Annotated in this window: 23 protein-coding genes; 13 read left to right on the forward strand and 10 right to left on the reverse strand. The window is 49.9% G+C overall.

Features of this window, described 5'->3' with window-relative positions:
* Positions 1-164 precede the first annotated feature (164 nt).
* The 12 genes from ACYVUV_RS10330 (at position 165) to ACYVUV_RS10385 (ending at position 13818) form a co-directional block, all read left to right on the forward strand.
* Positions 165-1079: a LysR family transcriptional regulator gene (locus tag ACYVUV_RS10330; protein WP_439775098.1), complete on the forward strand. Its 915-nt coding sequence runs from the start codon at positions 165-167 to the stop codon at positions 1077-1079.
* A gap of 233 nt (positions 1080-1312) precedes the next feature.
* Positions 1313-2014, forward strand: a complete 702-nt coding sequence (locus ACYVUV_RS10335; RefSeq protein ID WP_439775099.1) for a hypothetical protein — start codon at positions 1313-1315, stop codon at positions 2012-2014.
* A gap of 81 nt (positions 2015-2095) precedes the next feature.
* Positions 2096-4003, forward strand: coding sequence for an endonuclease MutS2 (locus tag ACYVUV_RS10340; RefSeq protein WP_439775100.1), 1908 nt, complete (start codon positions 2096-2098; stop codon positions 4001-4003).
* 181 nt (positions 4004-4184) lie between these two features.
* Positions 4185-5354 carry a hypothetical protein gene (locus ACYVUV_RS10345; protein ID WP_484499312.1) on the forward strand — a complete coding sequence of 390 codons (1170 nt, stop codon included), beginning with the start codon at positions 4185-4187 and terminating at the stop codon, positions 5352-5354.
* Entirely contained in the window at positions 5341-6903 is a 1563-nt protein-coding gene (locus ACYVUV_RS10350) for an ATP-binding cassette domain-containing protein (protein ID WP_484499313.1), read from the forward strand. The genes ACYVUV_RS10345 and ACYVUV_RS10350 overlap by 14 nt, the downstream gene beginning before the upstream one ends.
* Complete coding sequence (locus ACYVUV_RS10355) at positions 6900-8477, forward strand: ATP-binding cassette domain-containing protein (protein ID WP_439775218.1); 1578 nt, start codon at positions 6900-6902, stop codon at positions 8475-8477. The genes ACYVUV_RS10350 and ACYVUV_RS10355 overlap by 4 nt, the downstream gene beginning before the upstream one ends.
* A 161-nt stretch (positions 8478-8638) precedes the next feature.
* Complete coding sequence (locus tag ACYVUV_RS10360) at positions 8639-10234, forward strand: acyl-CoA dehydrogenase family protein (protein ID WP_439775219.1); 1596 nt, start codon at positions 8639-8641, stop codon at positions 10232-10234.
* Positions 10235-10434: 200 nt separating this feature from the next.
* Entirely contained in the window at positions 10435-11274 is an 840-nt protein-coding gene (locus tag ACYVUV_RS10365) for an Rpn family recombination-promoting nuclease/putative transposase (RefSeq protein WP_484499314.1), read from the forward strand.
* A 149-nt stretch (positions 11275-11423) separates the two neighbouring features.
* Positions 11424-11606 (forward strand): hypothetical protein, encoded by a 183-nt coding sequence (locus ACYVUV_RS10370; RefSeq protein WP_484499315.1) that lies wholly within the window; start codon positions 11424-11426, stop codon positions 11604-11606.
* 108 nt (positions 11607-11714) lie between these two features.
* On the forward strand, positions 11715-12020 hold the full coding sequence (locus ACYVUV_RS10375) for a hypothetical protein (RefSeq protein ID WP_231535829.1): 306 nt from the start codon (positions 11715-11717) through the stop codon (positions 12018-12020).
* A gap of 411 nt (positions 12021-12431) precedes the next feature.
* Positions 12432-12911 (forward strand): S-ribosylhomocysteine lyase, encoded by a 480-nt coding sequence (locus ACYVUV_RS10380; RefSeq protein ID WP_296227374.1) that lies wholly within the window; start codon positions 12432-12434, stop codon positions 12909-12911.
* Positions 12912-12936: 25 nt separating this feature from the next.
* Positions 12937-13818, forward strand: a complete 882-nt coding sequence (locus tag ACYVUV_RS10385) for a MetQ/NlpA family ABC transporter substrate-binding protein (RefSeq protein ID WP_484499316.1) — start codon at positions 12937-12939, stop codon at positions 13816-13818.
* Between the two features lie 44 nt (positions 13819-13862).
* Here ACYVUV_RS10385 and ACYVUV_RS10390 read toward each other — a convergent pair whose 3' ends face one another.
* Complete coding sequence (locus tag ACYVUV_RS10390; RefSeq protein ID WP_484499317.1) at positions 13863-14294, reverse strand: peptide deformylase; 432 nt, start codon at positions 14292-14294, stop codon at positions 13863-13865.
* Between the two features lie 225 nt (positions 14295-14519).
* Here ACYVUV_RS10390 and ACYVUV_RS10395 point away from each other — a divergent pair, with 225 nt between their 5' ends.
* Positions 14520-15521, forward strand: coding sequence for a D-2-hydroxyacid dehydrogenase (locus tag ACYVUV_RS10395; protein WP_439775227.1), 1002 nt, complete (start codon positions 14520-14522; stop codon positions 15519-15521).
* Positions 15522-15751: 230 nt separating this feature from the next.
* Here the strand turns inward: ACYVUV_RS10395 and ACYVUV_RS10400 are convergent, their stop codons facing one another.
* The 9 genes from ACYVUV_RS10400 to ACYVUV_RS10440 all read right to left on the reverse strand — a co-directional run bounded on the left by ACYVUV_RS10400 (position 15752) and on the right by ACYVUV_RS10440 (position 24063).
* The gene (locus ACYVUV_RS10400; RefSeq protein WP_439775228.1) at positions 15752-16306 is read right to left on the reverse strand and encodes a cob(I)yrinic acid a,c-diamide adenosyltransferase; all 555 of its coding nucleotides are present in this window, start codon (positions 16304-16306) and stop codon (positions 15752-15754) included.
* Positions 16287-16847, reverse strand: a complete 561-nt coding sequence (locus tag ACYVUV_RS10405; protein WP_439775229.1) for an ECF transporter S component — start codon at positions 16845-16847, stop codon at positions 16287-16289. Before ACYVUV_RS10405 ends, ACYVUV_RS10400 begins: the two co-directional genes overlap by 20 nt.
* 1 nt (position 16848) lies before the next feature.
* Positions 16849-17277 (reverse strand): DUF4430 domain-containing protein, encoded by a 429-nt coding sequence (locus ACYVUV_RS10410; protein ID WP_439775230.1) that lies wholly within the window; start codon positions 17275-17277, stop codon positions 16849-16851.
* A 63-nt stretch (positions 17278-17340) separates the two neighbouring features.
* Positions 17341-19560 carry a ribonucleoside-triphosphate reductase, adenosylcobalamin-dependent gene (nrdJ, locus tag ACYVUV_RS10415; protein WP_439775231.1) on the reverse strand — a complete coding sequence of 740 codons (2220 nt, stop codon included), beginning with the start codon at positions 19558-19560 and terminating at the stop codon, positions 17341-17343.
* A 286-nt stretch (positions 19561-19846) separates the two neighbouring features.
* On the reverse strand, positions 19847-20704 hold the full coding sequence (locus ACYVUV_RS10420; protein WP_484499318.1) for an aldo/keto reductase: 858 nt from the start codon (positions 20702-20704) through the stop codon (positions 19847-19849).
* Between the two features lie 119 nt (positions 20705-20823).
* Positions 20824-21732: an L-lactate dehydrogenase gene (locus ACYVUV_RS10425; protein ID WP_439775233.1), complete on the reverse strand. Its 909-nt coding sequence runs from the start codon at positions 21730-21732 to the stop codon at positions 20824-20826.
* 180 nt (positions 21733-21912) lie between these two features.
* The gene (locus ACYVUV_RS10430; RefSeq protein ID WP_484499319.1) at positions 21913-22452 is read right to left on the reverse strand and encodes a hypothetical protein; all 540 of its coding nucleotides are present in this window, start codon (positions 22450-22452) and stop codon (positions 21913-21915) included.
* Between the two features lie 87 nt (positions 22453-22539).
* Entirely contained in the window at positions 22540-23367 is an 828-nt protein-coding gene (locus tag ACYVUV_RS10435; protein ID WP_484499320.1) for an exodeoxyribonuclease III, read from the reverse strand.
* A gap of 57 nt (positions 23368-23424) precedes the next feature.
* Positions 23425-24063: an HAD family hydrolase gene (locus ACYVUV_RS10440; protein WP_484499321.1), complete on the reverse strand. Its 639-nt coding sequence runs from the start codon at positions 24061-24063 to the stop codon at positions 23425-23427.
* Between the last annotated feature and the right edge of the window lie 47 nt (positions 24064-24110).

Here is a 24110-nt window from a genome sequence, read left to right on the forward strand (position 1 = left end):
GAACAGCTAGACAAACCTCGTGGAGTGGTGCCGCCAGTTTTCGTCAAAATCGATGATTGTCACTTCCGCGTAACGGTGGTCACCACCGCCAAAGGCAAAGTAACCGCCAATAGCTCCCATAAAGGTCATCTTTATTTTTATTCCAGAAAGCAAGAGGTTCAACCATGCGCATCCAGCAACTGCTCTATCTGCAAAAAGTCGTCGCCCTCGGCAACATGACCGAGGCAGCCAAAGAGCTTTTCATCGCCCAGCCCACCCTGTCCAGCGCCATCAAGCAGCTGGAAAAAGAAATGGGGATCACCATCCTGATCCGGGGCAAAAAAGGGGTTAGCTTGACTGAAGATGGCCGGGAGTTCATGCAGTACGCCCAGCAGATCTTGGACCAGGTCCAGCTGCTTGAGCGCCGCTACGGTGACCAGGCCAGCGCGCCAAAGATTTTTTCCGTGGCAGCCCAGCACTATGCTTTCGCCGTTGACGCCTTCGTCCAGCTGTTAAAAGAAATCGGCCAGAGCGACTACCAGGCCAGCCTCAAAGAAATGCGGACCTATGAAGTCATCGAAGACGTGGCCAACCTCCACAGCGAGATCGGCATCGTCTACCTCAGCCGCTACAACCGCCAGGTCATGGAAAACAGCTTCCAGGAAAAGGAGCTCAGCTTTACCCCCCTTTTTAAGGCCCGCCCCCACGTCTTTTTATACAGAAACCATCCCCTGGCCGGCAAAAAATCTATCTCTTTAGCCGACCTCTTGCCCTACCCCAAGCTCAGCTACGACCAGGGCCAGCACAATTCCTTCTATTACTGGGAAGAAACCCTGGCTGACCAGCACTCACCAAAATCCATTATTGTCAGCGACCGGGCCACCCTGTTTAACCTGGCAATCGGCTTAAACGGCTATACCATCTCTTCAGGGATCATCAACGCTGACTTAAACGGGGACGACATCATCGCCCGGCCTTTGATCAGCGATGAATACATTGAAATCGGCTACCTGACCAACCGCCTGCACCAGCTCTCTTCCATCGGGCAAAAGTACCTGGGCTACTTAAGAGAAAGCATTGCAAAGAATGCTAAAAACTAACTTAATTTATTTCTAATAAGGGTCAGCTGCTATTTTCTTAAAAAATCCCGTCTCCGCTTAATTTAAATAACTTTGCGGCCTATACAAGGTTTGCCAAACGGCTATTTTGTAGTAAAATTAAAAGATATAAGCGGGCTTAGCGTTTTGCTTTGAGCCAGATAAATTTTAACTTAGCATTAATCAAGCATTTTTTCAGCTCGGAAGAAATGCCAACACTGGAGGTTTAGACAACTATGGGTTGGATACTTTTAATTTTAATCATCATCATCTGCGTCGGTACCTACATCAACTCCCGCAATGAAAAGAAGAAGCAATCCCAGCTGTGGGCACAGCGTCAAAAGGACAGCTATGTTCCGCCAATGCCGATCATCAGTCTGGAGACCGTTGACGGCGCAAACAAGCTGGTTGTCAAGAACGACTCAAGCGTCTACTTCACCCAATATGAAAAGGGCAAGGCTCCTTGGCCAGGCGGCGTTGAAAACTTCAGCGTATACTACGACAAGGATACTAAGCACTTATTGATCTTGTCATTGGTACAAGAAAACGACAACATCGACTTCGGTGAAGTTGACCCTGAAGCAACTGAAAAGTTCCTGGCTGTCTTCCAAAGCGTTGGCGGTCACTTGGCTCAGCACTACGAATTGCTGACCTTGAACAAGGTTGACTCCAGCGACCTCAACCTGGCAGTCAAGTCCAGCCCGGCCAAGGTTTACTTCTACACTGAAAAGTCAGTAACTGACGGCAAGAAGCGCCTGTACTTCTCACCAGACCCGACTTCAACCGCCTACAAGCTTTTGGGCGTGGCAGTCAGCGATGGCAGCAATGGTGAAAAGAGTATCGACCTCAGCCTGGAAACCTTCAAGGGCGTTAAGGGTTCAATCTACACCACCCTGTCAGAAGCCGGCGTGAAGGACCTGCAGGAAAACTTTGCTTAATTAAAGCAGAATAATATCAACCGGTCTCCAACTTTTTTGGAGACCGGTTTTTTTACGCATATCAGATTAAAGGAAAATTAGATGACTAAATTTTTTGAAAACGACCAATTGCAATTTGTACAAGTCCTTACCCAAGTAGCGTCTTACGCCAAGTCCCACGAAGCTAAAAACTTGCTTCTGCAAGCCCAGCCATTGACCAAGCCGGCAGCCGTTGTCCACTTACTCGACGAAACAGAAGAAGGTACGCGGCTCTTAGAGCGGCGCTTGCAGCTGCCGTTTGTTTCTTCAGATTCCCTTTTGCCATTGATCAATCGCGCTCAGAGGGGACTCCTTCTATCAGCAGATGATTTGGAAAAAGTTGCTGATTATCTCCGGGTCTGTGAATTGTTGCAACGCTTTTTGTGCAGAGAAAAAGATCTGGTTCCAATCCTTAATTCCTATGGTGAAGAGCTCCAGCTTTTTCCAAAACTGGTTGAACAGATTTATCAGTCAATAGAACATGGTCAAGTTGCCGACAGCGCTGACCGCGACTTGAGGCGGCTGCGGCGACAAGAACGGGAACTGAACCAGGAAATAAAAGACGCCGCTGGTAAGTTGCTGCAAAGCAAGAAAGTCAGCCAAAGTTTGCAAGAACAGCGGCTGGTAGAAAAAGATGGCCACTTGACTCTGCCCGTCAAAAGCAGCTTTAAAAAGGCAATCTCTGGACGAATCATCGCTTATTCGGCCAATGGGCAGACTGCCTTCATTCTTCCACGCAAGCTGGACCAACTAAGCAGCGAAAAGATTGCTGTCAAGGGACAAATTGAAGCTATTGAAGCGATGATACTCGGACAACTGACCGCTGCCGTCTATGAAGAAAGCCACGGCCTATTACGTAACATTGATATCGTCGCGGCAATTGATCAAATTATGGCCCGGGCGCGGTATAGCCGGGAGCTAAATGGCAAGCGGGCCAGATTAAATCAGACAAATCAGCTGCTTTTACGGGGGATGCGGCATCCCCTGCTTAAAAATCCCGTTCCACTTGACCTGGAAATCGAGTCACCAGTTCGCGGCTTGATCATTACTGGACCAAATGCCGGTGGCAAAACCGCCACTTTAAAAACCTGCGGCCTGGCTATCATGATGACAGAGATTGGGCTTTATCTGCCTAGCCGGGAAATCTGCGACATTCCTGTCAGCCAGCAAATTTTCAGCCAAATTGGTGACCAACAGGACCTAGATAACTCCCTGTCGACCTTCTCAGCAGAAATGACCAATATTGCCGAAATTGTCACTCACGCTCAAAGCCGCAGTCTGGTTTTGCTCGATGAACTGGGAAGTGGCACTGACCCTGATGAGGGAGCTGCTATTGCTATTTCCGTCTTGCAAGCCCTGCAACTTAAGGGATGCTTGGTTTTAGCCACGACCCACTACAGTAAGATCAAGGACTATGCCGTTAAGCATCCAAATTACCGGACCGCGTCAATGGACTTCAATGCTGACACTCTCACCCCAACATACCGTCTGCTCTTAGACCAAGTCGGCCAGAGCCGGGCTTTTTGGATCGCTCAAAAAGTAGGGATGCCAAAAGAAATTATCGACCAGGCGCAAAAAGTTTTAGCCGGTCAATTGCCACTCAACAGCAGCACGGTCGTTTTGAAAGAAAAAGCCACTGGCAAAATAGTCAAAACACATTTTTGCAAAGGAGACGTGGTCTACGCGGGCAATCTGGAAAAAGAGGGTATTTTCTACGCTTTGGAAGCAGACCGAACCTTAGCCAAAATTTTTATCAACAAACAATTTTATGTCGTTCCCGTTAAGCGGCTGAAATTACGGCGAAAAGCTGCCGACCTTTATCCAGAGGGTTATAACCTGGACCTGCTCTTCATAAGCGACTGGCAAGAATATAAATTTAACAAGGACTTGAACCGCGGGAGCAAAAAAGCTTATAAGAAATTAACAAAGTATGAGCAAGAAGTGAAAAGCAATAGTAATGAAAATAGTTAATGTTTTCTGCTTATACCGGTTGAACAGGCTATAGAATTGGATTAAAATTACTAAAAAATGATAAAGAGGTGATAACAATGGATTTGGAACAAGTAATTGAAGATTTAGACAACAACACGATTTCTTATTTTTCAGATATCGTGCTTTCATGGAATCACAATGTAATTACTAAGGGAAGAGCATGAAATTTGAATCATTTTTAAGTTCTTTCAAGTCAGGAGATTCTTCATGGCAAGAATCTCCTGTTTTGTTTGAAAGAATACAATACGCAAAAGAAACAGTTTTACAAAACAAACCCGCTCACAGCAGAAGTCTAAAAGCACCTGAATTCTTAACGGACTTCGGGCTGCGTAAATCGACATCACAATTCTACTTTATTGAACAAGTCAGCAAAAAGCTTGGGATAACTTTGCCAACCGAAGAAGAGATCGTAGCCCAGCTCATGACAATTGATATCTTCGACCTGGCAACTTGGATTGATTCTATCGTAATGATCCTCGGCTACTATTCGTCTTGTCACTCAGTGGTCACACTCCGGCAAGATGAATTATGTCAGATAGATTCCCCAGCCGATTTGGTAAAACTCGCTACGCTTTGCGGTATTGAGAGGGATGCCAGATTAGCAGAAATAATTTTTAACTTAGCTTTAGATAAAGCAGAGGAACCTGAAATTCAAAGACTGATACTTCATCGCTTGTGCGTCTTAAAACTAAAACGTACTAATAATACTGAGGATTTTTATAAAACGATGTCAGTCTTGACCTCTAAAATGATTCTTCAAGATCAAACTGAGGAATCTTTAGTTCTTATTGACAACTTACTTGCGCTAGCTCTAATTTCTACCGCCGATAATCACTATCAGCATCTGCAAGACGCCCGTCTTCTGTTGCTTAGTGCCAGTACAATTCTAAGCAGCTGTATTACCACAAGCGATGCTGCCAACACTACATTGATTTCTGAGCTTGTTCGTTATTATAGTCAAGTTTCAATTAATCAAGTTCAATTAGAACTAGAGTTGCAAAACTATGATCTTGCCAAAGAAATCATAAAAAACAGCATCAAACTGACTTCTGCGTATAACAGTGAGTATTTAGCTGAAGAATTTGCTACAGCTGCTTATATTGACTACAAGACCGAAGATTTTTCACTTGCCATATCTGGCAGCATAGATGCTCTATCAGAATACCGGCAGTTGGGCGATGTTTTAGGTATAAAAAGAATGAAACAAATCTTAGCAGCCTCTCTAGCAAAACTAGGTCTAAAAAAAGATGCCGAAACCGTTATGCAACTCATATCCCAAGATCCTTTAGGAGAAAAAGACTACACCATTTTTACTCATGACTTTACGTAAACTAATCAACAGCAACCGGGGCCGCTTCGCCATAATCTTTGCCCTGCTGGTCATGACCCAGGTCATCGACGTTACTTCAACTTACCTGTTCTCGCCAATGGTCAACCAAGTTTCCGCCGGCCGTTTTAACATTTTTTGTAGCCTGCTTCTGATTCAGTTTGCCCTGGCCTTAGTACTGAACTTGGCTTTCAACGGGGCCAACTACCTCTTCAGCAAGCAGACCCAGCAGTATCTGCACGGCGTCAGAGACAGACTGGCTGACCACTATTACCAACAGCCTGCCGGCGTCTCCGAAATGACCAACCACTTTAGCCAAGACCTTGACACCTTGACTTACGATTACGCGACTGTTCTCTTTTACTTGATCTGTGACGTTATCAACGCGCTTATGGTTGTCGCCAGCCTCTTGTCTTTTCACTGGCTCCTGCTCCTGGCCAGCCTCTTAACTACCGTGACTTCCTTCGCGATTGCCCGCTTATTGGAAAAATACAGCAACCAGGCCACTGATCAATTGTCAGTTGCCAACCAGCACTTTTTAGCGACTATTGCCCAATGGACTGCCGGCCTGGCAGAACTTCGCCGCTATTTTGCCAAAAGCCCTTATCAAAAAGCCTTGCTTAAGTCCGGCCAAGAGCTGGCCGACCGGCAAGTCAGCCGCCGCAAGATCAACAGCCAGATCCAGTGCCTGCAAAGCCTTAGCAACGCCTTAGGCACAGTCAGCATCCCCCTCATCGCCGGCTTCCTCTTCTTTAAAGGACAAATGTCCTTAGGCGGCGTCATTGCGGCTGGTTATTTCGCCAGCAGTATTTTTTCCGTCCTGGAAAACATCGCCGGCAGCTATTCTTATCTGAACTCGACCAAAAGCCTGCGCCAGCGGCTTAGCCGCCTGCAGGAAAGCAAGAAAAATGACAATCTGCAGCCGGTCAGCTTGATGGCCCAAATCGAGATTAACCAGGTCTCCCTAACCCGCAGCAAGCAGCTTCTGTCCTACCCCGATTTGACCATCCATGCTGGTGAAAAAATCCTCATCACTGGCGACAGCGGCAGTGGTAAAAGCACCCTGCTAAAACTGCTTTTAGGTGATTTACAAGCTGAAAGAGGCCAGATCGTTTTTAAAGACGCTGCTGGCCAAGCCTTCCAGCCGGATCCTTACTCAATCGGCTATCTGGCCCAGGACCTGGTCCTGTTCCCCGCGACTTTGGCGGAAAACGTGACCATGCATACCCCTGGCCTAAGTGCTGATCCAAAAGATTACCTGGAAGAAGTCGGCCTCAAGCTTGATCCCCAGCGCCAGATTACTTCAGACGATTTGACCCTGTCCGGCGGTCAAAAGCAAAAACTGGCTCTTGCCCGGACTTTAAGCCATAACTTTCCCCTGCTTTTGCTGGATGAGTCACTCAGCGCGGTTGACCGGACTGGCCAGGACCAAATCTTGCAGACTCTTTGCCAATTGCCGGCAACCGTCATCTTCGTTGCCCACAATTTAAGCCCTGAACAAAAAGCCCGCTTTGACCGGGAAATCAGCTTAGCTAGAAAGAAGCATGTATGACTTTTAAAGAATTTTACCTCCGCAAACCAGTCAAAAGCAGCCTGCTCTTCCTGGCCGCGGCTTTAAGCTCCTTGCTGCTGGTCGGGTCTTCTTACGCCTTGACCCTGGAATTCAATGCTTTAAGAAACCGGCAGCCCGTGCTTTTTGCCCAAATGCTGGCCCTGCAGCTGGCCTGCTTGGCCTTCAGTGCCCTGCTCACCTACTACGGCAACCTGGCCCTGGAAAAGCTGATCCAAAGCTACCTGCAGCAGATCCGGCAAGAGCTTGCCCTGCATATATTCAATGATGGCCAAGCAAACGATCCAGCCCAGGCGCAAAACCAGCTGCTTAAGGAAGGAGACCTGCTAACTGTCAGCTACCTTCGCAATATTTACAGCAGCTTTAAGGCCGGCATGACGGTCCTGGCTGCCGGCGGCGCTCTGCTCAGTTTTCACTGGAGCCTCTTCATCGCCTGCCTCATCTTTGCCTTGATGCAGATCTACCTTCCCCGCCTGCTTGACCGCCAGCTCAACCATGCCAATCAAAGACTGGCCGCGCAGAACCAGGCCTATCTCAAGCTTCTTGGCGACTGGCTGCTCGGCCTTGGCGACTTGCACCGCTGCCTATCCTTAGCCTGGTTTAAGGAAAAAGCCGGCCTGGCCGCCAAGGAGCTAGAAGATGCTCATGTGCACAAAAGCGCCGTCTCTGCCCTCTTGGATTACCTCAATCAGCTGGCATATTCTCTTGGCAGCAGCTTGATCCTGCTCTTGACCGCCTTTTTGGTCATCCAACACTGGACGGCTTTTGGCCTGCTCAGCAGCATTGCTTCTTTTAACAGTGACTTTTTTGGCAATCTGCAGAACGCGGCTGACTACTTAGGCGAAATTTCCGGCAGCCGCCAGCTGCGGCAAGACCTGCTTAAGCAAAGAGAAGCTGTCCCGGAGAAAAAAGAGACCGGCCAAGCTCCAGCTGCTTTTGCCAGCAGTCCTTTAACCGTTGACTTTAACGGCCTCACCCTGGTTTACCCGGCCATCAAGCTGCAGCCTGGAGAAAAAGTTTTGCTGACCGGCGCCAGCGGCCGGGGGAAAAGTACTTTTTTCAAGCTGCTCTTAGGTGAAGTCAAGGCAGCCAGTGGAGAAATTCACTATCTGGACCAGAAGGGGCAGGCCATTCAGCCCAACTTGAGTCAAATCGGCTATCTCCCCCAGGATCCCCAGCTTTTCCCCGGCAGCGTTGCCGAAAACATGACCATGTTCAATCCAGATTTAAGCGATCAAGACTTGCTCCGCCAAACAGCAGACCAGGTGAACTTAAGTGAGGACCTGCATCTTTGGCCGGCCGGGCTTGATACAAGAGTTGCCGTAGAAAACAGCAATGTTTCTGGCGGCCAGCGGCAAAAAATCGTTCTGGCCCGCAGCTATCTTTACCACAGCCAGCTGCTTTTGATCGATGAAGGCACCAGCGCTATTGACCAGGCCGCCACGCGGGAGATTATTGCCCGCTTGCTCAAGACGGATAAAACGATCATGTTCGTCGCCCACAATCTGACCGCGGAAAGCCGCCAGCTTTTTGACCGCGAAATTCAACTTGATTAACCTGGAAAGGTTCACGAAAGTGAGCCTTTTTTATTCTCCTATTGCGCATTGCTACTAGTTCGTGATAGTATATTAACTATAAAAGCGTTTTCTTTATTTTGACTGCACAAAATAAAAATTACTACTTTTCTATATAATAAAAGAATGATGAGGATACTAGCATGACTAACGAAACCGAACTTTTGCAAGCCGTTCAGCAATTGGCAGACAAGGACGTAGCGCCTTTTGACCTGCAGATCGACCGCCAGGCCAAGCTGCCAAACGGCCTTTTCCAGAAGATCGTTGACCTGGGCCTTTTGCGGGCAAAAATTCCCAAGGAATATGGCGGACTGGACGTCTCTGCCATGACCGCCGGCAAGATCGTCAACATCCTGGCCAAGGCCAACGCCAGTGTCGGCGTAATGCTGGAAGGCCACTACAAGAGCTGTGACCAGCTGGCTAAGTACGGCACTGACGCTGCTAAGGAGCGCTACTTTGCCTGGGGTGCCCAAGCCATCCTTGGCTTCTCCAACACTGAACCAGAAGGCGGCTCAGACCCAAGCAAGCACCAGTCCTACGCGGTTGAAAAGGACGGCCGCTGGATCATCAACGGCGACAAGGTCATGATTACCAACGGGACCCTGGCTCAAGTCTACTCAGTCAATGTGAAGACCGGTCCTGACGAATACTCTGTCTTTATCGTGGACAAGGGGATGCCAGGCTTCTCCTTCGGCTATGTTGAAAAGTTTATCGGCTTGCGGGGGATTCCTTGCGGTGAAGTTGTCATGAACCAGATCGAAGTTGGTCCAGAAAACATGCTGGGCAAGCGGGGGCAAGGTTTGGAAATTGCCAACAACGCCCACGATGATGCCCGCTACTTGATGGGGGCCGTTTTGACTGGGATCCAGGAACACGCCCTTGATATTGCCAAAAACTACGCGGCTAAGCGCAAGTCAGGCAATACCCTGCTTAAGGACATGCAAGTTACTCAATACAAGATCAGCAAGATTGCAACCAACAAGGAACTGACCCGTTTGGTTTACGAGGAAGCTGCCCGCCGTAAGGATGCCGGCCTGCCATACATGGAACAATCCGCTATGGCCAAGTGCTTCGGCAGCAAGGCAGCGGTTGAATCCTGCGACTTGACCCTGCAAATCATGGGCGGCTACGGCTACAGCGCTGAATTTGCCCCAGAACACCTGGTAAGAGACGCCAGAGCCATGGAAATCGCTGAAGGCACGATCGAAAAGATGTACACGGAAATCAGCAATGCTGAAATGGCTGATGTACCAAGCCAGGAAGTGGCAAGAAAGCAGGCTGACTTGACTGACCTTGACCAGATCCTGCCGCTTTTAGAAGCAGCCAAGACTCCAGCCGGCGCGGTTGACGCGGTAAGCAGCCCATCACAAGCAGCCGGCCTGCCAAAGGCCAAGATCGTTCTGGCTCTGGGCCGCGGTGCCAACCAACCAGAAACTATCGCTCTGGCCAAGCAAGTAGCTGAAAAGCTGGGCGCTGAAATCGGGGTTACCAGACCAATGGTCGGCTCAGACTTCAACCGTGGCCAGCAACTCGGCGTCAACGGCCACAAGATCAAGCCACAAGTTTTGATCAACCTGGGGATTGCCGGCGCGCCGCAATACACCTTTACTGTTGACCATGCTGAAAACATCATCTCCGTCAACACTAACCCGAACGCTATCGTCTTCGAAGACTCAGACTACCGCTACGTCGGCAGCACTTACGACTTCTTGAAGGAACTGCTCAACCGTTTGGGCTAAAAATTAATAACCGCCAGCCGCTGGTATTTAACCGCGGCTGGCGGTTTTTTCTTTACTCTGAGCAAGTAGTGTAAAGAGTTTTGGGACTTTTTCGCCATTTCCTTCAAATAAATTGAATTTGTCAGAAAATTTTTGCCGAAAAAACGTACTAGTAAATGGAGGGGGAAAAATAGCTTACTAGTGAAAGGATGTTTTATAATATGAGCAAGGAAAATAATTTGAACCAGTACGAACCGATTGGCATTACTGACGATTTTATGTTTTTCGCGGTGATGAGCGATGAACAGATCTGCACCCGGCTCTTGCAAGAATTGCTGCCAGAACTCAAGATTAAAAAGGTAACGACAAAAGCCCAGTCACAAATCAAGGGTGGCCGTGAAGATAAGGCTATCCGGTTGGATATCCAGGCTTTTGACGAACAAGGGCGAATCTACGACATCGAAATGCAGCTGTCGCGGGATTTTCAACCAAAACGGAGCCGCTATTACAAGGCTTTGGTTGACATGACCACTTTGCTGGCCGGGACTGACTATGATGATTTGCCACCGATGTTCGTAATTATCTTCTCTCCCTTTGACCAGTTCGGGGACAAGGAGCGTGTTTCAGATTACATCGTGTATTGTCCGAAAACACACCGGGCACTTGGCGATGGCACTCACGTCGTCTACGTCAACTCAAAGGGAGTGAACGGCAAAGTCAGTCCGACCATGCAGAAGTTCTTGGATCTGATGAATGGACAAGTTGACCGCAAGAATGCTCTGATTAATGACATCGCCAAGAAGATGGATTACTACAATCATAATCAAGAATGGAGGGCGAACAGATTGGAATACGAGACAACTTTACGCCATGAGCACAAGCTCGGAGTTGATGAAGGTCGCAAGCAAGGAATTGATGAAGGTGTTGACAAAGCAAAAGTAGCTGATGCTCTGAGCGTAATGGTAAAGTTTAATGTATCAGCTGAGCAGGCCTTGGATGCATTGGGCGTTCCAAAGTCTGACCAACCCAAGTACTTACAGATGATGAAAGAAAAAGCTTAATCATTCAAAAACGAAGCCGCACATTAAAGCGGCTTCGTTTTTTGTTTTGATATATAGTGTGAAAAACTTATACACAATTAAGATATAGAGTTATAATTGTCTTGACGTCAAAAGTAAAAAACATATTTTTTGAAATGGAGTGAGAAAAAATGATTTTAGCTGAGGTAGCTTACAACATCTGGCCAGTCCTGCTTGCCCAACTGGTTGGCATCATCATCTTCTTCGTGATTACCTACTACTTTGCCAAGTTCCTGGTTATCAAACTGACCCCCTTAGTCCTCAAGATCAAGCGCGAGGAAGAAGCCAAGCAGGACCACGGCCAAGACGATTAGCTGGCTTGGATAATTTCCACTTGTATGCCGTTAGAAACAGAACTATAATTCCAGGTATTAATCCCGTATTTGTTGTTTTCTAGGAAAGTAAATTTTTGAGGTATTATCATGGTTCCAAACAGTTTGTTAATCAGCATCTTCGCGTCAGGGCTGCTGCTTGGCTTTATTTTGGCTGTACCTTTTGCGCCAAAACTGCAAGAAATTAGAGACTTCTTCCGTTACCGGATTGGTTATTGGAACATGCTGATTCCTATCGGAATTATCATAGTTACCAACGCGGCGGCCTATAGTATGCTGAATATTGCCGGCCTGGCCCTTTTGGTCCCCTTTGACTTGATCTTCATTGGCGCGACAATTGCCGACTATCTGCGGGACCGAAAATTTAATTCCGGCAAGCAAAAACAAGACGATTAGCCGGCTTAGACAATTTTTGCCGCGAAAGGTTGACAAGTGGCTATCGTTATTATATTATGATTAAAAAATGAAAACACGTTGACAAGGAAAAGATAAGTAGCTGGTCAAATCTTCTTTCAGAGAGGCGCGGTAGCTGAAAAGCGCTGAAGAGGCCCCGGCGAACATGGTCTTTGAGTCATACGGGAGGCGAGCTCCGGCAAGTTTCCCGCGGGAGGCGCCCGATACCGCGCCCGAGTATAACTCCGCCCAGGCGGAGCGTACTTAAAGGCGGCCTCTTTGGGCCGTGAAGATGGGTGGTAACACGCTAATACGTCCCTGAGCGAAAGCAATTTCGTTCAGGGACTTTTTTTGTCACGTTTTTTCAAGTAATTTAGTCAATCAGTATTTTTTAGAAAAAAGGAGATTATCATCATGGCTAAAGTAGAAAGTTTTGAATTGGACCACACTAAAGTTAAGGCACCTTACGTCCGCTTGATCACCGTTGAAGAAGGCCCTAAGGGCGACAAGATTTCCAACTTCGACCTCCGCCTGGTGCAGCCTAACGAAAACGCCATCCCAACCGGCGGCCTGCACACCATTGAACACCTCCTGGCCAGCCTCCTGCGCGACCGCTTAGACGGCGTCATCGACTGCTCCCCATTCGGCTGCCGGACTGGCTTCCACTTGATTACCTGGGGTGAACACACCACCACTGAAGTAGCCAAGGCCCTGCGCGACTCTCTCAAGGCCATCAGAGACGACATCACCTGGGAAGACGTGCCTGGCACCACCATCGAAAGCTGCGGCAACTACCGCGACCACTCCCTCTTCAGCGCCAAGGAATGGTGCAATGATATCCTGAAGAAGGGCATCAGCGACGACCCATTTGACCGCCACGTGGTTGAAGACTAGTTTTTAATTTTTAGGAGCAAAAATCATGAGAAGAAAGAAAAAGCAGCAACGGCTCATTGCCGCCGCCATCGCCCTCGTCGTCATCATTGCCGCCTTCTTCGCCCTGCGCCTGACTTCTTCCCGGCAAACGGCCAAGAGCCAGACGACTACCGTCACTGTCGGCTCCATCGGCCCCGACGTCCAAGTCTGGCAGCACATCGCCAAGAGCAGCCAGGCCAAAAAGCTGGGCCTTAAGATCAAGGTGAAGGCTTTTACTGACGGGCCAAGCCTCCTGCGGGCAACCTCCGACGGCAGCATCAACGTCAGTGCCTTTGCTTCCTGGGCCTACCTGGAAGCCTACAACAAGTCCAAGAGCAACACCGGCCAGCAAGTAGCCCTGGCCACGACCTACCTGGAGCCAATGGGCATCTACTCATCCAAGTACAAGAAGCTCTCCGACCTGCCTAAAGGCGCCACCATTGCCCTGGCCAACAACGCCGCCAACGAAGCCAGAGGGCTCCTGCTTTTGCAAAGCGCCGGCCTGATCAAGCTGAAGAAGAACTTTGACTCAGCCAGCGGCAACACCAACGACATTGTGTCCAACCCCAAGAAGTTCAAGTTCAAGCTGATCGATGATACCACCGGCCCCCGGGTCATCAAGTCCGTCGACGCCGTCCTCATCGGCAACACCATCGCCCTTTCCGGCGGCTTGAACGTGCTGAAGGACTCCCTTTACCACGAAAAGATCGACCAGAGCACCAAGAACAACATCAACGTCCTGGCCACTGCCAAAAAGAACAAGAACAATGCCGCTTACAAGAAGCTGGGCAAGCTCTACCATAACAAGCAGATCCAGAAGTGGATCGCCAAGAAATACTCCGGCACCAAGGTCGAAGTCAACAAGCCGGTTTCCTACTTGACCGATTAAAAAAGCTGAGCCGTTTGGCCCAGCTTTTTGCTTTCCTGCCTTAATTAAATTAATTTGCCCTTGCAGTGGTCGACTTCATGTTGGATGGTTTCCGCCACAAAGCCTGTAAAGGCCTGCCCATGCTCTTTTAAATCCATGTCCTGGTACTTGACCGTGATTTCTTCATAGCGGTCAACTGACCGCTCTCCCGTCAAAGACAGGCAGCCTTCTTTTGCCAGGTAGTGGCCGGATCTTTTAACGATCTTAGGGTTGAGCATAACTATAGGTAAAAAGCCGGCGTTTACCGCGATAATCGCCTTGTTTACCCCAATCATGTTGGCAGCCAGGCCAGCGGCGGGCGGCAGGCCGTCAACGCTTTCCCGGTGGGCCAGCAGGGTGTCCAGCAGGTCCTGGGCCGCTTGCCGGTCACTGGCAGCTGCTTTAGCTGCCGGCTGACTTAAACGGAGGGGGTCGTGGATGATTTTTTGCACTGTCATTTTTCTTGCTCCTTTATTTGCTAAAACCAGTTTAAAGGGTCTGGAGCTTTTTGACAAATATAGTTTGTGAAAAACGTTCACGTTCACGAACTAGCGGCAAGCTATTCGCTTAGTATAGCGCTTACAATAAAAATATTTGCTCAAATACTCACATTTTAGTTTTTTACCCGGCGATTTTGTGCTAAGATTATCAATGTAAGAGCAAGAATAACGGAGGGACAATTAATGACTAAAATTTTTGCTTACGCAATTCGTGAAGATGAAAAGCCATTCTTGAAGGAATGGGAAGACGCTCACAAGGACGTCGAAGTTGAATACACTGACAAGCTTTTGACTCCAGAAACTGCTGCTTTGGCAAAGGGTGCTGACGGTGTTGTTGTTTACCAACAACTTGACTACACCGCTGAAACTCTGCAAGCTTTGGCAGACAACGGCATCACTAAGATGAGCCTGCGTAACGTTGGTGTTGACAACATCGACATGGCTAAGGCTAAGGAACTTGGCTTCCAAATCACCAACGTTCCAGTTTACTCACCAGACGCCATCGCAGAACACGCTGCTATCCAAGCTGCCCGCATCTTGCGTCAAGACAAGCGCATGGACGAAAAGGTTGCCCGTCACGACCTGCGTTGGGCACCAACTATCGGCCGTGAAGTTCGCGACCAAGTTGTTGGTGTTGTAGGTACTGGCCACATCGGTCAAGTCTTCATGCAAATCATGGAAGGCTTCGGCGCTAAGGTTATCGCTTACGACATCTTCCGCAACCCAGAATTGGAAAAGAAGGGCTACTACGTAGACTCACTTGACGACCTGTACAAGCAAGCTGACGTTATTTCCCTGCACGTTCCTGACGTTCCAGCTAACGTTCACATGATCAACGACAAGTCAATTGCTGAAATGAAGCAAGACGTAGTTATCGTTAACGTATCACGTGGTCCATTGGTTGACACTGACGCTGTTATCCGTGGTTTGGACTCAGGCAAGGTCTTCGGTTACGTAATGGACGTTTACGAAGGTGAAGTTGGCGTCTTCAACGAAGACTGGGAAGGCAAGGAATTCCCTGACGCACGTTTGGCTGACTTGATCGCTCGTCCAAACGTTCTGGTAACTCCACACACTGCTTTCTACACTACTCACGCTGTTCGCAACATGGTAGTTAAGGCCTTCGACAACAACCTTGAATTGGTTGAAGGCAAGGAAGCTGAAACTCCAGTTAAGGTTGGCTAATCTAGCCGCTTAGAAATCCCTTTTTTAAAACTTACAGATTTTCTTACAACAATCTACTTAAAAATTACTTACATTACTTTACAAACACATACTTTTAAACTTATCCATTAAAAGCTAAAACGAAAACCCGCGGGGCCTTCTCACCCGCGGGTTTTTGCTTGCTGATTTGTTGAAGAAAAAGTGTTGGATGCTTGCTCTCTAAGTCATCCAACACTTTTTAATTTGCTTGCTTATTTTTTCGGACGTCGGGCAGGCTTGCTCTTGACGTCAGCCACGCCCTCTAAAAGGTTGGCGTAGCGGGCCATGACGAACAGGTAGTCTGACAGGCGGTTCAAGTACTTGAGGCTGTCGCTCTTGACCTCCCCGCTTTCGTCCGCATACAGCACGCAGACCCGCTCGCTGGTCCGGGCCAGTGCCCGGGCATACTGGAGGTTGGCGCTGGTCTTTGACCCGCCTGGCAAGATAAATTCCTTCATTTCCGGCAATTCTTCCGTCCAGGCATCAATCTGCTCTTCCATGTAAGTCACTTCAGCCGAAGTAATCGTATGGTGCCGCTTGACCACCAGGTCAGCCTGCAATTCATACAGTTCCCGCTCCAGCTTGATCAGCTTTTCTTCCAATCTCTGGCAGGCCGGAGAAAGATTGGCCACCGTAACCCCCAGCCAGGACTGCAGCTCATCGAGAGCTCCCAGTGTCTGGATCTGCGGGGCGTATTTGGCAACCATCTTGCCGGTAACCTGCTTGGTTTGCCCCTGGTCACCGACTTTAGTGTAGACTTTGAGCATTTTGCTTCCACCCTGCTTTCTTTTTAAACCGGTCCAGGCCCAAAATCAATGGCAGATAAAGGATAGGATAAAAGGCCAGGTTGCCGGCGGCATGATACAAGTCAAAGGTCAGGCCGCTGACCCAGTAGGCGATGAAAGCTGCCCAGCCGCCCCAGCCAGCCATGCCCAGGCTGACGAAGAAGCCGTATTCCAGGCCCAGAAAGCCGGCCAGGAGCTCCTGCAGCCAGAAGAATTTCCGGCTTTTCAGTGGCAAAAGCCTGGCAAATAATGCCACGGTCAAGGCGCAGGCCGCGTAGGCAAAAATCTGCGGCAAGGTCCAAATTCCAAAGCCCAGGAAGATGTTGGAGATCACCATGACCAAAATGGCCAGCAATATCCCTGTCCCTGCCCCCAGTTCCAGCGTGGCCAGCATGATAATATCAGTCACTGGCTGGACATTGGGGATATCGATAATTTTAAAGATCCGCAAAACCACGCACATCGCCGTTAGCAGGGCCAGCAGGGTCAGCCTTTGCAGCTGATAGCGTTCCTTGGTCTGCATCTTAGTATTGCTTCAGAGTGAAGACAACCTTGGACTTGTTCTTGGTCAGCTTGTCCTTGTCAGCCGCTACCTTGGCCATCTTGCCGTTAACTGTGTAAGTCCAGTAGAGCTTCTTCTTTTCGTCGCCCAGCCCCTTGATCTTGGTGATGAAGACGCCGTATGAAGATTTAGTGTAGCTGACCTTCCAGGCCTTTTTCAAAACAGTGAAGACGCTCGTCCCTTTCTTGACCTTGAAGGTCTTCTTGGCTACAGTCTGCTTGTTCTTGGCCTTGGTCGTGTCCTTCAAAGTGTAGGTCACGCTGATTTGCTTGGCCTTAGCCGTCTTGGTGGTCTTAGCTGCTTGCACGCTTTGCCTTTGGACAGGCTGGCTGGCAAAAAGGCCCACGAAGGCTGCCAAGGCAACTACGACTGCTAAAATCTTCTTTTTCATCTTTTGTTTCTCCCGTTTTTTATTTCAGTTTTATTTTTGTCTTTTATTTTTTCTTTATCTGCCTTACTTAACTGGGCAGGCGCCGCCTTCACAGTCAGTCTGGTCGACCAGTTCCAGGTCCTTGACGTCGCTATTCAGCTGGCTGAAGACCTCTTCCACGTCGCCGGTGATTTCCCGGCTGCGCTTTTCATAAGTCTCCTTGTCGATCGGTTCCTTTGGTGCTTGCTGGAGTGATCCGCCAAAGTATGGCAAAAGCGAGGTCGACTTGGTGATGAAGCGGTACTGGCGGAGCAAGGATTCAACCTGGTCTGCTTCAGAATCCTGGAAAGTAATCGTGCAGGAAACCGCGTTGTCCGACCAGTAAGTCTGCAAGAAGGCCTGGGTAGCAAATTGTTCCGCGATTGAAACCGTGCCGGCTGAAGCAAAGTTAGGGTTGTCCGCCCCTACCGCCTTGATCGGAAATTCCACGCAGGTCGTGTTTTCCGTGTAGATATCTGCTTCCGTCCGGTAGCCGCAGGCCTTCAAGGCTGGCAAAAGCGGATCAGAATCCTGGAAACGGATCCGCTGGATCAAGTAAGCCCCGTAGTGGAAGTGCATGCCTTCACTGGCCCCGGCCAGCTTAGCCACCGTGCCTGACGGCTTGACCGTGGTGTGCTTGATTGATTCATTGCAGCCCAAAGTCTTGCTGTAGGCCTGATCAGCCTTGACCACTGCCTTGTAAAGGTGATCAACCGCCTTGATGGCCCGTTTGTCGTAGACTGGCACCTTAATGGCTTCATGGGTTTCCGGGTCAAAGTCATCCTTGAAGCCAGTGACCACCCGGTTGCCCAGTCTGGTCAAGAGCCAGTCCTGGATCCCGGACATGGAGATCCCGATCCGGCGGTTCTTTTGAATTATTTCCCGGGAAATTTCCCAGTCATAAGGACTAAAAGTTACCCGCTTGGTGTAGCGGGCCGCCAAGGCAAAAACTTCCTGCAGGTCCCAGCCCTGTTCTTCCGCGATCAGCGGGAAGACTTCAAAGAGGTTGCAGGGTTCCCCGTTGGCCAGGGAGATCTCCCCGCAAGGGTTGGTCCCTTCCACGTCCCCGTCAATTCCGGCCTGGTAGCCATCAATGATCCGGCCATAATTCTTGGACAGGTCCAGGTTCACGATCCCCGGCTCCCCGTTTTCCCGGATCCCGGCAGCGATTGGCTGGTAGCCGCTGAAGGCTGAATCAACCGCCACGCTGTTGTTTGATGCCCAGCGGTGGTGCATCAGCTTCTCCTGGTCCTGCTTCATGGAAATGAAGTCCTGGTCGTCGTTTGAGCCCAGGGCCAGTTCGGCTGACCGGCGGACATTGCCGGCCACGACTGCCTTGCCGATCAAGTTGCAGATGTCAGTGGCATCAACAGCCGTAAGGCGGCCGCCAGCCTTATTGTTCAAGACTTCATTAACGTCCAGCAGCATGGAGATCAAAGGCATTGGGCCGGAAGCCGTGCCGCCGAAGCCGTGGATCTCTGCCCCGTAAGGACGGATGTCAGACAAGTCCAGGATCAGCTTTTGCTTGCGGGCCGGGTTGGTCTGGGCAAAGTGGAGGTCGATCAAGAGGGCATTAGCCAAAACCCAGCCTTCCCGGGTGTCCGGCAGGCGGTAGTAGATGCTGTCAGAATCTTGGACCAATTCATTTTTGCCAACGGCCCCAACCTTGACGGAAGCATCGTAAGATTCACTGGTCTCGTCGATTACCAGCTGCAGGTCGATGGCAAAGTCGACCCGGGGGATCTGGCTGATGTTGGATCTGGCAACTGAGAAGCCAACCCCGCCCCCCTTCATCAGTTCGTCAAAGAGGAAGGAGAAAGGCATGGAGACAGCCTTTTCCTGCTTGCTAAGATAGCTGGGCACAATCTTGCTGTCCCCGTACTTTTGCGGGCGGATAGCCACAAACCAGCAGTTGTTCAAGGAATCCCCGGTCCGTCTTTGGTAGTCGGTCCCGGAAATCCACAAGTTCCGGCCAGATGGCGTCGCGCCCAAACCGTAGATCAGCTTGTAGAGCCGTTCAGCTTCTTCAGTCAAGCTCTGCTTCAATTCCGGACTTGGGGCGTCCTTGAGCCGGGGATCCAGGTTGATATTGCCTTCAACCACCCGCTTGACGGTTTCGTCCCAGTTTTCACTCCGCCCCTTTTCCGGCAGCCAGCGGGCGTAGGTCCGCTTGTAGGTGACCCAGCCCAGCTTGCCCCAGTGTGGTTTTACACTCTTTTTCACCCGGTCGACAAATTCAGCCGAGAGCGATATTTCTTCACTCATCTTCTCAGATCCTTTCTGCTTGTCACATTATTTTCTAAGCACTCCATATGTTAGCAGTCTTCTTGTAAAACACAATATCTAGTATCGTGTAACCAGGCGAACACGAGAAAATGTATGTCGGTTCAATTCAAGCCCCGTAAGCCTTCAGCCGCCGGAACAATTTTTTTAAAAATTTTTTAGCGATTTTCGTTCGGCTTTTGCGAATATATACAAAAAGACTGCATAAATACCAGACAGGTTTCTGGTACGTTGTGCAGTCTTTTTCATAAAAATTTTCAGTTTTTCGCTAAAATTCAGCCTGGTCTGGATCCAAAACTGGCTGCCCGATCCCTTGCAGGCCATCCAGCTTGGTCATGTCGTCTTCGGTAAGTTCAAAGTCAAAGACTTCGGCGTTAGCCTTGATGTAGTCCGGGTGGACTGACTTTGGCAGCGGCAAGAAGCCATGCTGCAGGGACCAGCGGATCAAAACCTGGGCGCTGGACTTGCCATACTTGGCCCCAACTGCCTTGATGGTCTCATTGCCCAAAAGGCCACCCGTCCCTAAAGGACTGTAAGCCTCGCTCAAAAGGCCATATTCCTTGTTAGCGGCCGTTACTTCCGCTTGCAGGTCATTTGGGTTAAGGCAGATCTGGTTGACCACAGGCTTGATTTCTGCCGTCTTCAAGAGGGCTTCCAGGTGGTGGCGGCGGAAGTTGGAAACACCGATCGCCCGGATCTTGCCAGCCTGAACAGCTTCTTCCATGGCCCGCCAGGCTTCCGCGTTGGCTTCTGCCCAGTGGTCCCGGACAGCAACCGGATTTGGCCAGTGGATCAAGTACAGGTCCAGGTAGTCCGTGTCTAGTTTGAGCAGGCTGTCGTCAATAGCGGCCTTGGCTCCTTCATAGCTGTGGGACCCGTTCCAGAGCTTGCTGGTCACGAACAAGTCGCCCCTCTTAACCCCGCTCTTCTTGATGGCCCGGCCCACGCTCGCCTCATTGCCATAAGCCGCGGCCGTGTCGATATGCCGGTAGCCGGCATTCAAGGCTGCTTCAACTGCTTCTTGAGCCACGTCGCCATCTGGCGTCTGCCAGGTCCCGAAACCAATCACGGGAATTTTGACCCCGTTGGCCAATTCGTAAGTATCTTCCAAACCGTGCAAAGTCATTTTTTGCCTCCTGTCAAACATGCTACTTACTTTTTGTAATTTAGTTTATTATAACAAAAATCCTCCCTGGCGGGAGGATTTTCTAACATCTTGACTTTACTTTTAAAGTTTTTGTTTTTTTATTCCAAGCTGGCCAGACTGTCCTTCAGCTTCTTGGCAGAAGCTTCCAATTTGGCCTGTTCATCAGCTGGCAAATCCAAAACTGGTACTTCTTCTACCCCATGCTTGCCAACGATTGAAGGGTAGCCGATGTAGGTCCCCAAGGATTCAACGTAGCAGCTGGTTGGGCCGTAGAACTTGGCGTCAGAGAAGACTGCTCTGGCCAAACGAACCGCGCAGGTAGCAACAGCGTAGCAAGTGTAGCCCTTGCCCTTGCCAACCTTGAAAGCATTGTCCTTGCTCAAGCGGTCCATTTCTTCTTTCTCTTCTTCATTGAAGAGGTCCTTGGCTGGCCGGTTGTTGACCCAGACGGTTGACCAGGCCGTAAACTGGCTGGACCCGTGCTCGCCCAGGTTGAAGCCGGACACGTTTCTTGGGTCCTGGCCCAACTTTTCCCCGACGACCCGCTGCATTCTGGAAGTATCCAGGAAGGTCCCGGTCCCAAAGACCTGATTCTTTGGCAGGCCGGTCACCTTTTGCAAGATGGAAGTTACCACGTCGCAAGGATTGGAGATGTTGATGATGACGCCCTTGAAGCCGCTGTCCTTGATCTTCTGGCCAACTTCAACCGCGTTCTTGGTGTTGATCGGGAATTCCGCGAAACGGTCACCAGTCGTGATTGAGGCCGCCACGTCACCAAAAGCGGTGATGATCAAGTCGGTGTCCGCCAATTCCTTCCAGTCGCCCCACTTGACGTTGACGTAGAAGTCATTTCTGCCCAGGGTGTCGCGCAGGTCGCCCCATTCAGCCTGGCACTTGGTCTCATTCTTGTCCAGCAAGACCAATTCGTCTGCTACCCCGTGCGTAAAGAGAATAAAGGCCGCCGTGGCCCCAACGTGTCCCATGCCGATCACTGCTACTTTTCTCATCAAAGATTCCTCCTTGCTTTTTAATATATCGTCAATTATTTTTTCATAATTAACAATAAAACAAGTTTGGCCAAAGTGCAAGCTTTACTTAATTAAAAAAGTTTGAACCTGGTTAAAAATTATGAAAAGAAAGTCACGGCAAAAGAAAAAGGACTTCCATAAAAATGAAAGTCCTTCTGCTTAATCTGTAAAACTGAATTCCAGCGGATCCTGGCCAGCGCTCAAAGATACTGAGCTTGGGCCGTTTCTCTTCAAGCGGCCCAGGGGGTAGAAGCCCTGGCTGTAGTTCTTGTCGCTGGCAAAAATCAGCAGCTTGTCACTGGCTGGATCATAGCCGATCTCGCCCGTAATGGCATGGGTCAATTCCTGCCCCTTAGGGGTTGGCAGGTTAACCTTCTGCGTGCTGACGAGCAAGCCGTCCTTCTTGCTGGCCTTGAAATTCAAGTCAACCTTCTTCTTCTTCCACTGCTTGAGCAGGCTGATCGTGGTTGGTGACTTGGGCAGGATGCCAGTAATCTTGCTCTTCTTGCCGGTCAATTCCACCTTCAAGTTCTTGAAGTGGTGGTTGTCCGTTGACTTGACTGCCTTCTGGTACTCTGAGGTATCGAAGGCGTCTGAACTGCTTTCTGCTTTCTGGCCACCGCTGCTGAAGGCCATAATCGCCGTGCCGGCAAAAATGACCAGGATCAGACCGATGACCCCTTTTTCTAATCTCTTCATATACACATACGCCTCATATACTAATACTAAAATTCTTTGCTAAAAGTTCTTTGTTTTTTCATCCTCTAACTTCTAATTGTAACCGAATTATAGATTAATTTCCAATAAAATTGGACAATGATCCGCTCTTTCCCCAGTCGCGATCATTTCCGACTTCTCCACCTGGTCGGCCAGGCGGTTGGAGACCAGCCAGTAGTCGATTCTCCAGCCGGAATTATTGGCCTTGGCCGTCCGCACCCGCTGGGCCCACCAGGAGTAGACCCCTTCAACCTGGCCATGGATCTGGCGGAAGGTATCCGTGAAGCCCGCTGCTAAAAGCTGGCCAAAGCCGGCTCTTTCTTCATCCGTAAAGCCGGCTGAATGGTGGTTTGACTCCGGATGCTTCAAGTCGATTTCCTGGTAGGCGGCATTGAAGTCCCCGCTGGCTAAAACCGGCTTCTTTTTGTCCAATTCTTCAAGGTAGGCCCGGTAGCACTTATCCCATTCCTGCCGGTCGCCCAAGCGGACCAAGCCGTTGCCGGCATTTGGCGTGTAGACCTGGGTCACGTAAAAGTCCGGGAATTCCAGGGTCAGGATCCGGCCCTCAAAGTCCATCGGCTCCGGGGCCCCGATTTCCGGCCGGGTCACCACCGGATCCAGGCCCTTTTTGTATAAAAACATCGTGCCCGCGTAACCCTTCCGGGCTGGCTCCACGCTGGAGCGCCAAACGAAGTCATATTCCGGGAAAAGGTCAGCCAGGGCAGCCTGGTGCTTCTTGCTTGGCCCGCTGGCTGGCAGCTTGGTTTCCTGCAGGGCCAGGACGTCTGGATCCAGGTCATGCAAGTTCTTCAAGACCCCCCGGGTCATTTCCGCCCGCGGGGAGGTCCCCGTCAAGGCCGCGTTCAATGAGTCGATGTTCCAAGAAATCAGTCGCATTTTATCTTCACTTTCTGTTTTTCTTTACTCTCTGTTGCTTTTTACGCTTTATTTTTCTTAAATATTCAAAATTTCCAGGGGATAGTCGACCGTATAGTCAGCCTTTTCTTTTTTGAGGCTGGCCGGGTCAAAGGCGCCCCAGGTGCAGGCACAGGTCGCGCAGCCGGCGTTCTTTCCCATCCGAATGTCGTACTTGGCATCCCCCAGCATAATCGATTCCTTCAAATCCAAGCCATGCCGCTTGGCCAACAGGTCGATCTCATCGCTGGCCGGCTTATGGTTGACCACCTCATCGGCCCCGACAAAATCAACAAACAGATCCAGCAGGCCCAGATTTTCCAGATTGTGGGCAATTTCCGGGTGGGTCTTGCTGGAGCAGACGAAGAGCTGCTTGCCGGCCAGTTTCAGCTGGGTCAAGGTCTTCACGATCCCTGGAAAAAGGCGGACCTGGTCGTCCTCCAGCAGGGCATATTCCGCCATGCTTTCCTCAAACAGGGTCTGGGCCAGGTCGCTTCTGTGCCCTTCCTGGGCCCAGCGGGCAATTGAGACATCGATCGGAATCCCCATGGCCTGGTAAATATCTTCGGTGCTTGGCACCTTGACTCCCCGGGCCTCAAAGGCCTTCTGCACGCTGGCCGCGTAGATGTGGCGCGATTCGCAGATCGTGCCGTCGAAATCAAAAAAGTAATTTTCCATTTTTCCCCAAGTCCTTCTTAAAGTTTACTTACTTTAAGTATACACGG

It is taken from the genome of Lactobacillus sp. WILCCON 0149, from assembly GCF_057197965.1.